The following is a 15,742-nucleotide window of genomic DNA, read 5'->3' on the forward strand; positions in this document are numbered from 1 at the left end:
CTTATTTTTCAAAGATGTCTCCGGAAATTTTTTCTCTGTCCGGTAATATCAAATTAAGCAAGATTCCAACAATCGCTGAAAGGGCCATTCCAGATAGCGATACCTTATCCGATAATTGTACAAACGCTCCGCCGATTCCAAGTACCAGGATGACTGAAGCTATCATCATGTTGCGTTTTTTATCAAAATCAACTTTATTATCAATCAGCATCCTTAATCCGCTTGAAGCGATGATACCGAAAAGTAAAATTGATATTCCACCCATCACAGCTGTAGGAATCGAGCTGATGACTGCTGAAATCTTACCGTTAAAGCCAAAGACGATTGCAGTTAAAGCAGCTCCGCCGATGATATACACGCTAAATGCCTTTGTCATCGTCAGAACGCCGATATTTTCACCATATGATGTTAGTGGTGGCCCACCGATGAGGGAACCGATCATGATTCCGGCTCCATCCCCTAGGATGGATCGATGTAAACCGGGCTTTTCCAAAAAGTTTCTGCCAACTACTTTACTCAGTACCATCTGGTGGCCGATATGTTCTGATAATGTGACGACGGCCACAGGGACCATGATAGCAATGACTTCCCATGAAAAGATTGGTGTATAGGTTATATAAGGAAACATGAATTTCGGCATTTCCCACCATTGTGCAGATTTAATTGGTTCATAATCTATAATTCCCGCAACTGCTGAACAGCTGTAGCCAACTATAATTCCCATTAAAATGGGAATCAAGTTAATGAATCCTTTAAAGAAAACGTTACAGATAATGGTTACCGCTAAAGTTATTAGCGCTATTATAATATATGTGACACTGTATTTATCTTGCGGATCATACATCGCCATGTCTACAGCCGTTCCAGCGAGGCTTAACCCGATTACAATGATAACTGGTCCAACCACAACCGGAGGCAGCAAATTCATTAACCAGCGTAAACCGACTTTTTGGATAATCAAGGCTACTATTCCATATATGAGTCCTGCTGCAAAGCAGCCAATCATGGCCGCTTCCGGTCCGCCCAACGCCTTTGCCAAAATAATTGGCGTGATGAAGGCGAAGGATGAACCGAGATAAGCAGGTATTTGACCTCTGGTAATCAACAAGTAGGATAATGTTCCTAAGCCGCTTGAAACCAAAGCCACAGCCGGGCTTAACCCTACTAGGAATGGCACTAACACCGTTGCACCAAACATTGCGAATAGGTGCTGGATACTTAATGTTATCCACTGGCCAACTCTAGGTACGTCTTCAACATCAAGTACGACGTCACTTTTTATTTCTTCCATTTTCATATCCCCCTCATGAAAATTGCATCAAAACTGCAAAAACCCTCTTTGCAGTATTACACAAAGAGGGTTTCTCAGAAGATCATTACCTATACATAGGCATAGATCTCCCAATTCACTCCCCTTTGCCAGCCTCTCTGGACTGTCTTTAAAAGGGTTTTATTTAATTTTCATGTTGTTGTTTATTTTTCTAGTATAGTGACTTGATCTACTTCATCTACTTCTGTTAAAGTAACGGTGATTTTTTCCGATTGTGATGTTGGAACGTTCTTCCCAACGAAATCTGCACGGATCGGCAACTCTCTATGTCCTCTGTCAACTAATACTGCGAGCTGGATTTGTGAAGGTCTTCCCAGATCCACAAGTGCATCCATTGCCGCCCTAACGGTTCTACCGGTAAAGAGAACATCATCTACTAAAATCACTTTCTTATCGCTAATATTGACTGGAATGTCTGAACCTTTTACGACCGGTTCACCATCATTCGTATTTTTCGATAGGTCATCGCGGTAAAGTGTAATATCAAGTTCACCTAACTGAATTTCTTTACCTTCTATTTGATTGATGCGCTTTGCAAGTCGGTCAGCCAAGAAAATCCCGCGTGTACGAATCCCAATTAAGACGCAATCCTCAATCCCCTTATTTTTCTCAATAATCTCATGGGCAATTCTCGTCAAGGCTCTGCTAATGGCCTGTTCATCAAGTACTATTGCTTTCTCATTCAACATATTGGCCACCCCGAATTCTTTCATCTGATTGGTCCCCTTTAACAAAAAATCCTCACACCCAGAAGGCGTGAGGATTTCATCGCTATGGGTACAATTATCCCATTTAGCGTATCCGTTTCCTTCTCAGTCTCTCTGGACTGTGTTAAAGGTTCTCATTAAGTTATTATTATAATATATCATAAAAACTCTATTGTCAATCCTTACTTCTACGTAATTGATTAATAAGATTTTCGAACTCTTCCGGAACTGGTGCTTCGAATTCCATATACTCATTTGTACGAGGATGAACGAAACCAAGCAAACCGGCATGCAATGCTTGTCCATCTAACTTCAACGTCTTCTTCGGACCATATTTTGGATCTCCTGCAAGCGGGAATCCGATATATTTCATATGAACACGGATTTGATGAGTTCTTCCTGTTTCAAGCTGACATTCCACCAAAGTAAAAGCAGTGAAACGTTCGATGACACGGAAATGAGTTACAGCATTTTTGGAGTTAGAGTCTGTCACCGTCATGCTTTGGCGTTCTTTTTTATCACGGCCAATTGGAGCGTCAATCGTTCCGAAGTCATGCGGGATAACCCCATGAACTACAGCTTGGTACTTACGGGTAACAGTTTTATCAACCAGTTGCTGAACAAGCTTTTCATGCGCCATATCATTTTTAGCAACCATTAATAAACCTGATGTATCTTTATCGATTCGGTGGACGATACCTGGACGCATTACACCGTTGATTCCAGAAAGATCCTGGCAGTGAGCCATCAATCCATTTACAAGGGTACCAGATACATGTCCTGGCGCTGGGTGGACTACCATACCGCTCGGTTTATTAACAACCAGCACATCTGCATCTTCATAATAGATATCCAAATTCATTTCTTCAGCGACTGCATCCAATTCCTCAAGTTCAGGAATCGTTACTTCAATTGTATCGCCTGTAATACATTTGTAATTCGTTTTTATTGCAGACCCATTAACTAAAACGTGGTCATCTTTAATCCATTGCTGGACTTGAGTACGTGACCATTCCTCATTTAATGTAGAAAGAGCCTTATCAATCCTAACGCCTTTTAGTGTTTCATCGATGCTGTATAACCTTTTATCCATTATCTTACTCCTTAGCGTTTTTTTCTTCTAAAAACATATGAATCACGAGCAGTCCGACACCAATTGAAAGCGCAGCATCAGCAACATTAAATACCGGGAAACTATAGCTGAATATATAGGTATGAACGAAATCGACTACTTCCTGACGAACAACACGGTCGATAAAATTACCAATCGCACCGCCTAGCATGAGCGCAAGTGAAACTCCAAGCAAACGGCTTTCCTTCGCCATTTTCTGAATATAATAGACAAGTCCAATAATGACAGCGATGGTGATGATGTAGAAAAACCACATTTGACCTTGTAGAATTCCCCATGCGGCCCCACGGTTACGATGCGAGGTGATATATAGAAGGTTTTCAATAATTTCAATGCTTTCTCCGTACTCCATTTTTTTCACAATCATCCATTTTGTCAGCTGATCGAAAGCTATGACCAAAAGGGCAATTAAGTAATAAAACACATTTTTTCCCCCAAACTAATCAAATCTTCACTTTTGAATTGTAGCATAAACTAGAAATAATGACTAATACGAAAAACAGAAGACCTCAATCAGCACGTGGAGAATATAAGCTTGGGCTGACAAGGTGCTCTTTTCCTTTTTTAGGAAACAATTTATTTTCGCAAATGATTTTGGTTGTTTCACACACTAGATACCATTTCCCATGAAAAAGGCCGGTCCCCTCATCTAATGGGAACCGGCCCTCCTTTTAAATTATTGATTCACATAATGCTCTTTCACTACAGTTGCACAGCGTGGACAAAGTGTTGAATGTTCTTCCACTTGGCCTACTTCTTTTGAAACATTCCAGCAACGTTCACACGTTTCACCTTCTGCTTTTGTTACAAGAATAGCAATATCCTCAAGTTTTACCGCTTCTGCTGGGGCACTTGCCACATCGCCAGCGATTACAAACTCGGATACGATGAATAACTGTTCAAAGCTCTCTTCGATGCTATCAAGCAGATTCTTTGTTTCTTCATTTACATATACCATCACTTTTGCGTTCAGTGATTTTCCGATAACTTTCTGATTACGAGCTTCTTCCAATGCTTTTAAGACATTATCACGGACATCCATAAATGCCGTCCATTTTTCTTCAATGGCTTCAGCATTATCGATTGAAATTGCTTCGGGCATCAATGTCAATTGTACACTTTCTTCCGTTACACCTGGAATGAACGCCCATACTTCATCAGCTGTATGAGAAAGAATTGGTGACACCAATTTCGTTAAGCCGACCAATGATTCGTAAAGAACCGTTTGGATCGCCATACGATCTTTACCGTTAGGTGCTTCACAATATAAAATATCTTTCGCATAATCAAGGTAGAACGAACTTAAGTCCTGCGTACAGAAGTTATTGACCATATTATAAATTGTAGCAAACTCATAATTCTCATAGCCTTGTTTCGATTGAGTAATCAGCTTATTCAATTTTACTAGCATATATTGATCGACTTCACGTAATTCTTGGAATACCACTTTATCAGTATCAGGATTAAAGCCATCCAAATTACCTAACAGGAAGCGGAATGTATTGCGGATTTTGCGATACACTTCAGAAACTTGTTTTAAAATCGGATCTGAAACTCTTACATCTGATTGGTAATCCACAGAAGCAACCCAAAGGCGTAAAATATCTGCGCCAAGTTGGTTCATGACTTTAGATGGAAGTACAACGTTCCCAATCGATTTACTCATTTTACGGCCTTCACCATCCAAAGCGAACCCGTGGCTTAACACACCTTTATATGGTGCTTTTCCTGTTACAGCCACACTTGTTGAAAGAGATGAGTTAAACCAGCCGCGGTATTGATCCGAACCTTCTAAATAAAGGTCAGCAGGACGCTGCAGATCATCTCTTTCTTCAAGTACTGCTTGATGGGAAGAACCTGAGTCAAACCATACATCCATGATATCCGTTTCCTTCGTGAAGATACCGTTCGGGCTGCCTTCATGGGTAAACCCTTCTGGAAGAAGATCTTTCGCTTCCTGTTCGAACCAGATGTTTGACCCTTGTTCGCGGAATAATTCTGAAATATGGTTGATTGTTTCATCCGTGATGATTGGTTCACCATTTTCTGCATAAAATACTGGAATTGGCACGCCCCATGCACGCTGACGGGAAATACACCAATCTCCACGGTCACGGACCATATTAAACAGGCGTGTTTCACCCCATGCCGGCACCCATTTCGTTTCTTCAATCGCTTTTAGCAGTTCACCACGGAAGTCTTTAATTGACGCGAACCATTGCGCCGTTGCACGGAAAATAGTCGGTTTCTTCGTCCGCCAGTCATGTGGATAAGAATGGGTAATGAACGTCAAATTCAATAGTGCGCCCACTTCTGTTAATTTTTCCGTAATTGGTTTGTTTGCTTGATCATAAAATAATCCTGCAAATTCCCCTGCTTCTTCTGTCATGACACCTTTTTCATCTACAGGACAAAGAACATCCAAGCCATATTTTTGCCCGACGATAAAGTCATCTTCCCCGTGTCCAGGTGCAGTATGAACACAACCAGTACCAGCCTCAGTTGTTACGTGCTCGCCCAACATCACAAGTGATTCCCGGTCATAAAGAGGGTGTTTAGCAACGGCACGGTCCAGTTCGCTACCTTTTACCGATTTCAATATAGTTGGGTTATCCCAGCCTAGAGTTTCTGTAACTGATTCAAGAAGAGCTTCAGCTACTAAATATTTTTCATTTTCGACAGATACCACCACATAATTTAATTGTGGATGCAATGAGATTCCAAGGTTAGCTGGAATCGTCCAAGGTGTTGTTGTCCAAATAATGATTTTTACGCCTTCTTCAATTACACCTTTTCCATCTGTGACTTCAAAAGCAACATAGATAGATGCAGAACGTTTGTCTTGATATTCAATTTCAGCTTCCGCTAGGGCTGATTCACTTGAAGGAGACCAATAAACAGGTTTTTTTCCTTTGTAGATATAGCCTTTTTTCGCCATTTCACCAAAAACCTTGATCTGTTGTGCTTCATATTCAGGTTTTAGGGTAATATAAGGATTCTCCCAATCTCCGCGAACCCCAATACGTTTAAACTGCTCACGTTGATTGTTGATCTGTACGTACGCATACTCTTCACATAGCTTTCTGAATTCAGCTACGCTCATTTCTTTCCGCTTTACACCTTTTTTAGTTAGTGCCGTTTCAATCGGTAGTCCGTGCGTATCCCAGCCCGGTACATATGGTGCTTGAAAACCGCTCATTGATTTAAAGCGGACAATGAAATCCTTTAAAACTTTATTCATTGCATGGCCCATATGGATATCGCCGTTTGCATATGGAGGTCCATCATGCAAAATAAATAAAGGGCGTCCTTCAGTTTGTTCTTGCACTTTTTTATAAATGTCCATTTCTTTCCACTTTTCCTGGATTTCTGGCTCACGTTTCGGTAAATTACCACGCATTGGAAATTCAGTTTTAGGCATCAATAAGGTATCTTTATATTCCATTATAAAATCCTCCATCCGTCTTTACACAAATTCATTCGAACCGATGACTTGATATCCGGACAAAATAAAAAGCCCTCTCATCCCTAAAAAAGGGACGAGAAAGCTTTGCTTCCCGCGGTACCACCCTGGCTAGAAAGATTCACAATAAAGCGAATCCATCCTCTCGAGCATTCGTAACGTGAATGAAACGCATCGTTTACTTACTGCAACAGCAGGTTCAACTCAGAACTCAAGGGTGATATTCAAATTCTTCGCTTATTCCGGGCTTGCACCATCCCCGGCTCGCTAAATATAAGTGTTTGAAGAATCTACTGTCCCTGTCATCGTCTAATGTCATCATGAATAGTATTGTTAAAAAATTATATGCGAAAAAAGTGTTTAAAGTCAAGGAAACCTTTAAATTTCCTCTTCCACTCTTTCATTTAGTTCTATTTCAGTCGCATCTACTTCATAATCAAGAAGATGATCCCAATCGTCATTGTCCAGCAAATCAAGCTGTGCTCCGACAAGCATTTTAAAACGTGTCCGGAATACTTTTGACTGCTTTTTCAAATCCTCAATATCCATCGCTATTTTTCTTGCTTTCACAAGCGACTCATTGACGATCCGATCAGCATTTTTCTCAGCTTCCTTAATGATCAGCTTGGCTTCTTTTTGAGCATTGCGCTTTAATTCTTCTGCTGCTTCCTGTGCGACAATAATCGACTTATTAAGTGTACCCTCAATGGTCGTAAAATGTCCTAAACGATCATAAGTTTCGTTTAATTTTTCTTCAAGTTCTTTTTTCTCTCTCAAAATCAGTTCATAATCTTTAATGACCTGGTCGAGAAACTCATTTACTTCATCTTCATCATACCCTCGAAATACTTTACCAAATTCCTTGTTATGTATATCTATCGGGGTTAAGGGCATTACGGCACCTCCAGAACGGTTTCTACTCTAGTATGTTAAAACTCTATATTCGACAATAAATGTATGAATCCTGCTTGCGATTGAATTATTTTTGTCTGCCTAATGAGATTCTCCACTTATCCTTTTTGGTTTTTCCATCTATTGAGGCTAATTTACATCTACCAAAACCTCTGATAGAAAGTGTATCACCCTCGCGGCATTCTTCCGAAACATTATCTGTTTGCTTAAAATTCACCTTTACTTTTCCCGATGTTATCAGCACTTGTGTTTTTTGACGAGAAATATTCAAGACGGACGATAAAACACTGTCAAGCCTTAAAGAAGTAACAGTAGTTACTTGCTCTTCCCAATTTTCTTTCAACTTGATGATATTCTCGATGGGAAGCCTTTTAATCGTAACGGAAGCGCTACCGATTTTTTCTAGGTTTCCTACGAGATATAAATCCATCTCTTCGGCAGCGATAAATTGAATTTGCTCCTCTGTCACTATTATATCACCAAATTTTTCACGTTTTACCCCCAGAGACATCAAGGTTCCAAGTATTTGCCTGTGCTCTAATGTAACAAATTTTTTTGGATAGGAGATATCGTATAAGGAGATATTGAAATCTGATGGTTCAGGAGAGTAATAATCAGGGTAAATGAGCACACGTTTTCGTTCAACGAAATCACTCCCGCCATAAAATTGCAGCTTTGCATCCGAATCATTCCCTAATAAGGAAGAAAGGATTTCCTGCTGACGCGGATCGAGAAAATCAGAAAGTTTTGGAGCATAAGAATTTTTCACCTGGTCAATCCAATTCACTGCCTGATCGATAAAATCCTTTTCCTCCGGCCTGAAATGCTGATAAATACTCATGATTGAATAATTGCTCCTTACTTGTCTAATTAATGGTCGCTCATCAGGATATAAATATTGACTTCTTCGTTGCGCTACTACACAGTGGGGCATTATCCAACTGTGTAGTAAGAAATACGCATTTTCAGATTAAAAGTTAATCACCCGATTAAAGTTTGCAGATAATAGATTCCATATCCGCTGGCAAAGTTAAGAACCAACAAGGCCACAAGCGGTGAAAGGTCGATCATGCCAAGGGGTGGTATAAATTTTCTGAACGGTTCTAAATAAGGTTCGCAAATCTTTTCCAGGAATTGGCCAATCGATGTTTCCCGAGCATTAGGGAACCATGACATTAATATGTAACCGATTAATGCCATTGAATAAATTTCAATTAAATAATATAAACCTTGAAGCACTAAACCCATTAAACATTACCACCTCGCTTCTTCATACTCCTCTTCGGCGGCGAAACCGGTAATATTACCCGAAACATCGACGTTATCCGGAGTACATAAGAATATATCTGTTCCAATTTTTTGGATATCCCCGCTGATTGCATAGACAGTTCCACTTAAAAAATCAATGATTCGCTTTCCTTGGTCATGTTGAATCCGCTGAAGGTTCACAACAACGGCACGACGGTTTTTCAAATGGTCCGCAACTTCTTGGGCTTCTGCATAAGCACGAGGTTCCAACAATACTACTTTAGAAGATTTCTGTACGCTTTGCAAACTTACGATATTCTTATTGGAGTTATTTCCTGTAGAAGTGGGCTGCTGTTGTTTACCTGATTTCACGACTTTTTGTTCAGCCTCCTCTTCTTCCACCACTTCTTCCTTGTACTCATACTCATCATCCAGCGCGAAATAAGATTTAAATTTTGATACGAACGTCATCTATGCGTACCTCCTTATAATTCTTCGCCTACCAGTGCTGTACCAATGCGAATCATTGTAGCGCCTTCCTCAATCGCAATCGTAAAATCATTGGACATCCCCATGGACAATTCAGTGCATGGAGCATGTCTTAAGCCAGCTTTTTGGATTTCCACTTGAAGTCCCTTTAATTTTCGGAAGCATCTGCGCAATAATTGTTCATCATCTGTCAAAGGCGCCATTGTCATTAATCCAGCAACATTTACCTTATCTAAAGTCGATAGCCCTTGTATAAAATCAAGTGCCGCTTCAGGATCTATTCCATGTTTAGATTCTTCACCTGAAACGTTAACCTGGACTAAACAGTTTATCGGCTCATTTGCCCGTTTTTGTATTTCTTCTGCCAAAGAAATACGATCCAATGAATGAATATACGAAATTTTATCAATGACATTCTTTACTTTGCGTGTTTGCATGGAGCCAATATAATGCCAGTTTGGTTCATCCTTCAGCACTTCATATTTATTCAATAAACCCTCATCTCGATTTTCACCTAAATCGAATATGCCTGCTTCCAAGGCCTCTTTTGCTCTCTCAATGGAAACATATTTCGTCACCGCGATTAACTTTATCTCATCACGGTTCCTTCCACTAATTTCACATGCTTTATTTATCTTTTCTTCGATGTTTTTTAAATTATCTACTACTTTCACTGCTTCCCTAAATCCTCCTTCCAACCAATAAAACTCATCAATCTACCTGTCTTTCCGTTATCACGGCGATGCGAAAAAAACAAGTCATGATTACAGCTTGTACAATATGATGTCACTTCAATCTGACTTTTTGGAATTCCCGATTTTTGAAGAACCATTGCATTAAGCTGTTTAAGGTCTAAATGATATTGTCCTTCGCTGATTAAATTATAGGGCTTTTCGTCATTATCTTCCAGCAAATTCTGCACCAAATCTATCACTTTATCATCAACAACATAGCACTTTGAACAAATCGATGGTCCAATTACAGCAAATATCTCCGTTGACTTTATACCCTTACTCTGCCAAGCTTCAACCATTTTTCGTGCAATTCCATTAACGGTACCCTTCCAGCCAGCATGCGCCACTCCAATCATACCATGTGCTGGAGCCAGAAAATATAAGGGCACGCAGTCAGCATAGCAAAGGGTCAATAAAACATTTTTATCCTTCGTATAAAACCCGTCGGTAGCCTTAAAGCTTGAAGCATAATCTGCTGCGCCTTTCCCGGCATCGAGACTGGTCACTTGCTGGATATATGTTTCATGCGTTTGCTCGGCTCCTATCCATTCATCGAGCGGAAAAGATAGCTTTTCTGCTAAAATTCGGCGGTTTTCCTGGACATCATCTAGCTTATCCCCTACATGAAAACCGGTATTCAACGTTTTAAAGTTTCCAGAACTAACTCCCCCATCTTTCGTGGAGAAGCCCGCTACAAGCTGGAGGTTTTGATGTCTCCAGCTGTCAATGAGCAAATATTGGTCTTCTATTATAACAAATGGTTCTTTCATGATTTAAACCTCTTTATTTTTAGTCTAGTGTATCATATATTTGCACCCTGCACCCTCTAAAACCTTTCATCTTTCAGTTCTGCTTGAAATACTGTCTGATGTTCAACAAGAATGACATCCGCACCGATTTTTTTTATTTTACGCCAAGGAATCACGATGTCCTGTTCCCTCCCGAAAAACCCCATTAACCTGGTGCCATTGGAGACTATAATCGCTTCAATCTTCCCTGTAGCTGTATTGATTTCAAGATCTGACATATTACCTAATTTCTTCCCATCAGCTATATTGACGATATCCTTAATTTGAAATTCAGAAATTCTAGTCATTTCACTCAGCTCCTCAAATTTTCATCATAAATGAAGGTCCTATTTCTATGTATATGACATGATTCACTTAAGGATGAAGATTACAATAAATAAACGTACCTTCATGGTGTTTGTGAAGTACTTCTTCAGAGTTTTTAAACATAATAAAAAAGCCGCTATGGATAAGTTGCTGATAAGCGGGTAGTTGGACGTTTTGTCCCTACCCGCTTCAGCCAACTTTTTCTCATGCTCAGCTTCTACTGTTGGATATTTTTATTCATTTGCTTAATTGCTGCTTTTTCCAATCGGGAGACCTGCGCTTGTGAAATGCCGATTTCCTCAGCTACCTCCATTTGCGTCTTCCCTTGGAAAAACCGTTTTCGAAGAATCATTTTTTCCCGGTCATTCAACCGTCTCATGCCTTCATTTATTGCTATTTCATCAATCCAAGTACTATCTTTGTTTTTCTCATCACTCAGCTGGTCGAGTACATAAATCGGATCCCCGCCATCATTATAAATCGGTTCAAAAAGGGAAACTGGATCTTGTATTGCATCTAATGCAAAAACAATTTCTTCATGAGGTACCTCCAACACTTTGGCGATTTCTTCAGCTGTCGGCTCTCGAAGAGTTTGGCTAATGAGCTTTTCTTTAACCTGCAAAGCTTTGTAAGCAATGTCTCTTAAAGAACGGGAAACTCGAATCGGATTATTGTCACGGAGATATCTTCTGATTTCTCCAATAATCATTGGTACAGCATACGTTGAAAACCTAACATTTTGACCTAAGTCAAAGTTATCTATCGACTTCATCAACCCTATACAGCCTACCTGAAATAGATCATCTACATACTCTCCCCGATTGTTAAAGCGCTGAATAACGCTTAAAACGAGTCGAAGATTCCCGTTTACCAGTTTCTCTCTTGCTGAAATATCGCCATCTTGCAGTTCTTTAAAGAGTTTTCTCATTTCTTCATTCTTTAAAACCGGTAATTTTGATGTATCCACACCGCAGATTTCAACCTTATTACGAGACAAAATTATTCCCTCCTCACAGGAGCGCTGTACAAAAAACAGTATTTCCGCGGGAGAAAAAAATATGCACAAGGCTTGAACAGAAAATCACCATTATTTTTCATTATTGCATTCAAAGCATTGATTTAATTGGTATTTGCGCCCATCATTTTTTTTACACCATTTTATTAAATTCTTTTCGAAGCCTCTTAATAATTCTTTTTTCCAAACGTGAAATATAAGATTGGGAAATTCCCAACATATCGGCAACATCTTTTTGGGTTTTTTCTTCTCCACCTGCAAGTCCAAAACGAAGCTCCATTATCTGTTTTTCACGTTCGGAGAGCTGCGTTAGAGCCTTCGTTAGCAGCTTACGGTCCACATTTGCCTCCAGGTCCTTCGTAATTATATCATCGTCAGTACCAAGGACGTCCGATAGCAGGAGCTCATTTCCATCCCAGTCAATATTCAGTGGTTCATCAAAAGACACTTCAGAACGTATTTTGTTATTCCTTCGTAAATACATTAAAATTTCATTCTCTATGCATCTAGAGGCATATGTAGCTAATTTAATTTTTTTCTCGGGGTTGAATGTATTTACAGCCTTAATTAAACCTATGGTACCGATGCTGATTAAGTCTTCTATATTGATACCTGTATTTTCAAATTTCCTTGCAATATAGACAACCAGCCTTAAATTTCGTTCGATTAAAATCGATCGTGCAGCTTCATCGCCCTTAGGCAATTTATTAATCAGTATTGCCTCTTCTTCTTTTGAAAGCGGCGGTGGCAGCGCCTCACTCCCTCCTATATAAAATATTTCGTCCGTTTTCAATCCGAGCTTGAACAATAGTTTGTACCAAAAATAAGTGAGTCGAAGAATGAATTTCTTCAAAATAATTCTCCCTTCTAAATAAACGGTTAATGGGTAAAATTTTTGAATGAATCAGTGGTTCAGGAGGCATTTTGCACCGGTATGCCGGTTAACATTTTTGGATGAACAATAGATTGATAGCTATTGTCGGGAGAAAGTTGCTGAAAGGTAAACGAAACGAGTCCCTGCTTGACATGATACTCTTTTTCACCTTGAACGATTTTAATAAAATCCGGCTTAATCGCAGTTAACAATTGATGTTCATGACCGACAACTTTATAAGGGATAACTCGCATTCGTCCAGTCCACGAATACTCAGGCTGTTCCTCCTGCTGAACCAGGCTATCAGGGTTTTTAAACAGGTCTAGCATATCTGCTGGGATTCCTTCTTCCCCCCCTGAAAGGGAGATAATCATTACTGGAGAGCGGGTAATCGGATCATATAACTGATTTCCACTATCCACCAGCCCATTAAATGTTCCTTCAAAGTCTGAAATTTTAACCGATACTGAAACCATTTGTTCATGTGTAAGCTTTGTCATCTCCATCCCCTCGAGTGTGCGCTTGGAAAATTGCCAAGCAAGCGGGAACCCAATCATCACAAATATCCAGCTGACAGGGTCACCAAAACGATTGATTCCAGCATATTGGCTAGGGTCCTTGGAAACTATTTGAAATTCAAACAAATAGTGAAGGCCAAGAAGGATTCCTCCCGATAAAAACGTCACAAAATATAAAGTAGCTACCGACTTCATGAAAAGGTTGAACCTATTAAACCCAAAGGTAGCCAGAACCATAAATAGAGAAACTAAAATCTTCATGTAAACTCGGTCGGCAATTGCATAAAAAGGAGTGAACGCCAATACGATAATGAAGGAACCAATCAGCCCACCGACACAAACCCGCCATAGAGCAACCCTTCGTTTGAGAATAATTGCAGTCCAATATAGAAGGAGGCAGTCAAATGACCAATTCAACAACCAGATCACATCTAAATATAAGGTCAAAAACCCTCCCCTCCTTTTAGGAACTAACCTTCCACTTGCAAAAAGTATAGCGTACCTTCCCTTAGAAAGTGTGTCACTTTTTGTACTGAAAACTTAAGAGTTTTTCAGTCATTTTTTCCCTTTTTGTAGAAAAACAGCTATTGATATTTTCAATTAAGTCATAGAGACTATCCTGCTCCCTTTTATTGCTGTCGATTTATGTTTCAAAAGATAAAGAATTTCTTCCCGCCCGTTATCTTTTTCTCCTTAAGATGATGAAAGTTCAAAATACAAATAGAACGTCTGCTCGGAAACGTTCTTCACCTATTTTTCAAATGAGAATGTCTAGTTGTTTTTACTACGTTTAAAATAGGGCATTGAGTGCAATGAATAACCCTAAGCCACTTCTCAGTTTACTCTTAGTTAGAAACCCATTAGTCAGATACAGAGAAACCGTGTAACGCTATTGATAGTACCTTTTTGAAGGCCATAGAGTATTTAATGCGCTTATCTGATGATTTCAATCAAAATTCAGCTTTTCAGCAGAGATTTTTTTAAACACAAAAAAACCGTTCCCATTGGGAACGGTTCATTATGGTTAAGAAATTAACGCCTTCTATTACGGTTACGAAGGAAGGTTGGAATATCCAGAGCCTCATCACCTTGATTAGTATTACGCACAGGCTGCTCATTGACTTCTTCTCTCTTCACTTCACGCTTAACATTTGACTGTGGCGTTTGTTGTGTCTGAGGTCTAGGTTGCTGCTGTTGTCCAAGCGTTGGACGTCCAGCAGGCCGTATTGAAGATTCAACCTCGTTAAACCCAGTTGCAATAACTGTAACGACGATTTCATCTTTAAGATTTTCATTGATAACCGAACCGAAAATCATGTTTACGTCTTGATCGGATGCAGTAGCCACGATATCGGCTGCTTCCTGAACTTCAAAAAGACTTAGGTTCGTTCCACCAGTAATATTCATCAGGACGCCTTGAGCACCATCAATGGATGTTTCAAGGAGGGGACTGGAAATAGCTTTCTTCGCTGCTTCTGCTGCACGGTTTTCCCCTGAGGAAATCCCAATGCCCATAAGAGCTGAACCTTTGTTGGACATGATTGTCTTAACATCGGCAAAGTCTAAGTTAATAAGACCAGGGACGGCAATTAGATCTGAAATCCCTTGTACACCTTGACGAAGAACATTATCCGCTTCACGGAATGCTTCAAGCATTGGCGTACTTTTATCAACAATTTCGAGGAGACGGTCGTTTGGAATGACGATTAGTGTGTCAACCGATTCCTTCATGGAAGAAATACCGCCTTGTGCCTGAGTTGCACGTTTTCGGCCTTCGAATGTGAATGGACGTGTGACTACACCTACCGTAAGTGCTCCTAAATCTTTAGCAATACCAGCAATAACCGGCGCAGCTCCTGTACCTGTTCCGCCACCCATTCCAGCAGTTACGAAAACCATATCGGCACCTTTAAGCGCTTCTTCAATTTGTTCTTTGCTTTCTTCTGCGGCTTTCTTTCCTACCTCCGGGTTGGCACCAGCACCCAATCCACGTGTAAGCTTACCACCGATTTGCATTTTGATTTCTGCTTTTGATAGATTAAGAGCCTGCGCGTCAGTATTGACTGAAATAAACTCAACACCTTGTACGCCATGCTCGATCATTCTGTTTACCGCATTGTTTCCGCCGCCGCCAACACCTATTACTTTTATCGTTGCTAATTGTTCTAAATTAGAATCAAACTCCAACATGACAATCCTCCTATT

Annotated in this window: 16 protein-coding genes; all 16 read right to left on the reverse strand. The window is 40.0% G+C overall.

The features are described 5' to 3' along the window. Position 1 precedes the first annotated feature (1 nt). Entirely contained in the window at positions 2–1,291 is a 1,290-nt protein-coding gene (locus JFU24_RS08020; protein WP_201181507.1) for a solute carrier family 23 protein, read from the reverse strand. 182 nt (positions 1,292–1,473) lie between these two features. Next, complete coding sequence (gene pyrR / locus JFU24_RS08025; RefSeq protein ID WP_056527097.1) at positions 1,474–2,019, reverse strand: bifunctional pyr operon transcriptional regulator/uracil phosphoribosyltransferase PyrR; 546 nt, start codon at positions 2,017–2,019, stop codon at positions 1,474–1,476. Between the two features lie 193 nt (positions 2,020–2,212). Then, positions 2,213–3,130: an RluA family pseudouridine synthase gene (locus JFU24_RS08030; RefSeq protein WP_201221465.1), complete on the reverse strand. Its 918-nt coding sequence runs from the start codon at positions 3,128–3,130 to the stop codon at positions 2,213–2,215. 4 nt (positions 3,131–3,134) lie between these two features. Next, the gene (gene lspA, locus JFU24_RS08035) at positions 3,135–3,593 is read right to left on the reverse strand and encodes a signal peptidase II (protein WP_053345257.1); all 459 of its coding nucleotides are present in this window, start codon (positions 3,591–3,593) and stop codon (positions 3,135–3,137) included. 252 nt (positions 3,594–3,845) lie between these two features. Next, the gene (ileS, locus tag JFU24_RS08040) at positions 3,846–6,614 is read right to left on the reverse strand and encodes an isoleucine--tRNA ligase (RefSeq protein WP_201181509.1); all 2,769 of its coding nucleotides are present in this window, start codon (positions 6,612–6,614) and stop codon (positions 3,846–3,848) included. A gap of 396 nt (positions 6,615–7,010) precedes the next feature. After that, on the reverse strand, positions 7,011–7,526 hold the full coding sequence (locus JFU24_RS08045; protein WP_053345255.1) for a DivIVA domain-containing protein: 516 nt from the start codon (positions 7,524–7,526) through the stop codon (positions 7,011–7,013). An 85-nt stretch (positions 7,527–7,611) separates the two neighbouring features. Continuing rightward, positions 7,612–8,385 carry a YlmH family RNA-binding protein gene (locus JFU24_RS08050; protein ID WP_201181510.1) on the reverse strand — a complete coding sequence of 258 codons (774 nt, stop codon included), beginning with the start codon at positions 8,383–8,385 and terminating at the stop codon, positions 7,612–7,614. Between the two features lie 140 nt (positions 8,386–8,525). Next, complete coding sequence (locus JFU24_RS08055; RefSeq protein ID WP_053345253.1) at positions 8,526–8,792, reverse strand: YggT family protein; 267 nt, start codon at positions 8,790–8,792, stop codon at positions 8,526–8,528. A 6-nt stretch (positions 8,793–8,798) separates the two neighbouring features. Beyond that, entirely contained in the window at positions 8,799–9,263 is a 465-nt protein-coding gene (locus JFU24_RS08060) for a cell division protein SepF (RefSeq protein ID WP_201181511.1), read from the reverse strand. Positions 9,264–9,277: 14 nt separating this feature from the next. Then, positions 9,278–9,955: a YggS family pyridoxal phosphate-dependent enzyme gene (locus JFU24_RS08065; RefSeq protein WP_201181512.1), complete on the reverse strand. Its 678-nt coding sequence runs from the start codon at positions 9,953–9,955 to the stop codon at positions 9,278–9,280. Next, positions 9,952–10,785: a peptidoglycan editing factor PgeF gene (pgeF, locus tag JFU24_RS08070; protein WP_201249831.1), complete on the reverse strand. Its 834-nt coding sequence runs from the start codon at positions 10,783–10,785 to the stop codon at positions 9,952–9,954. Before pgeF ends, JFU24_RS08065 begins: the two co-directional genes overlap by 4 nt. Before the next feature lie 56 nt (positions 10,786–10,841). Next, positions 10,842–11,111: a YlmC/YmxH family sporulation protein gene (locus JFU24_RS08075; RefSeq protein ID WP_053345249.1), complete on the reverse strand. Its 270-nt coding sequence runs from the start codon at positions 11,109–11,111 to the stop codon at positions 10,842–10,844. 236 nt (positions 11,112–11,347) lie between these two features. Beyond that, positions 11,348–12,127: an RNA polymerase sporulation sigma factor SigG gene (gene sigG, locus JFU24_RS08080; RefSeq protein WP_053345248.1), complete on the reverse strand. Its 780-nt coding sequence runs from the start codon at positions 12,125–12,127 to the stop codon at positions 11,348–11,350. Positions 12,128–12,278: 151 nt separating this feature from the next. Continuing rightward, a complete protein-coding gene (gene sigE / locus JFU24_RS08085) occupies positions 12,279–12,998 on the reverse strand; it encodes an RNA polymerase sporulation sigma factor SigE (protein ID WP_053345247.1) in 720 nt (239 codons plus the stop codon). Between the two features lie 59 nt (positions 12,999–13,057). Then, the gene (spoIIGA, locus tag JFU24_RS08090; protein WP_201249832.1) at positions 13,058–13,984 is read right to left on the reverse strand and encodes a sigma-E processing peptidase SpoIIGA; all 927 of its coding nucleotides are present in this window, start codon (positions 13,982–13,984) and stop codon (positions 13,058–13,060) included. A gap of 585 nt (positions 13,985–14,569) precedes the next feature. Then, a complete protein-coding gene (gene ftsZ, locus JFU24_RS08095) occupies positions 14,570–15,727 on the reverse strand; it encodes a cell division protein FtsZ (protein WP_053345245.1) in 1,158 nt (385 codons plus the stop codon). Positions 15,728–15,742: the final 15 nt, after the last annotated feature.

The organism is Peribacillus sp. TH27, from assembly GCF_016650915.1.
GTDB lineage: Bacteria > Bacillota > Bacilli > Bacillales > DSM-1321 > Peribacillus > Peribacillus butanolivorans.

Excerpts from the sequence above, each read along its gene's own strand:
- JFU24_RS08020 (WP_201181507.1), bottom strand. The coding sequence starts at position 1,291 with ATGGAAGAAATAAAAAGTGACGTCGTACTTGATGTTGAAGACGTACCT.
- pyrR (WP_056527097.1), bottom strand. The coding sequence starts at position 2,019 with ATGTTGAATGAGAAAGCAATAGTACTTGATGAACAGGCCATTAGCAGA.
- JFU24_RS08030 (WP_201221465.1), bottom strand. The coding sequence starts at position 3,130 with ATGGATAAAAGGTTATACAGCATCGATGAAACACTAAAAGGCGTTAGG.
- ileS (WP_201181509.1), bottom strand. The coding sequence starts at position 6,614 with ATGGAATATAAAGATACCTTATTGATGCCTAAAACTGAATTTCCAATG.
- JFU24_RS08045 (WP_053345255.1), bottom strand. The coding sequence starts at position 7,526 with ATGCCCTTAACCCCGATAGATATACATAACAAGGAATTTGGTAAAGTA.
- JFU24_RS08050 (WP_201181510.1), bottom strand. The coding sequence starts at position 8,385 with ATGAGTATTTATCAGCATTTCAGGCCGGAGGAAAAGGATTTTATCGAT.
- JFU24_RS08055 (WP_053345253.1), bottom strand. The coding sequence starts at position 8,792 with ATGGGTTTAGTGCTTCAAGGTTTATATTATTTAATTGAAATTTATTCA.
- JFU24_RS08060 (WP_201181511.1), bottom strand. The coding sequence starts at position 9,263 with ATGACGTTCGTATCAAAATTTAAATCTTATTTCGCGCTGGATGATGAG.
- pgeF (WP_201249831.1), bottom strand. The coding sequence starts at position 10,785 with ATGAAAGAACCATTTGTTATAATAGAAGACCAATATTTGCTCATTGAC.
- JFU24_RS08075 (WP_053345249.1), bottom strand. The coding sequence starts at position 11,111 with ATGACTAGAATTTCTGAATTTCAAATTAAGGATATCGTCAATATAGCT.
- ftsZ (WP_053345245.1), bottom strand. The coding sequence starts at position 15,727 with ATGTTGGAGTTTGATTCTAATTTAGAACAATTAGCAACGATAAAAGTA.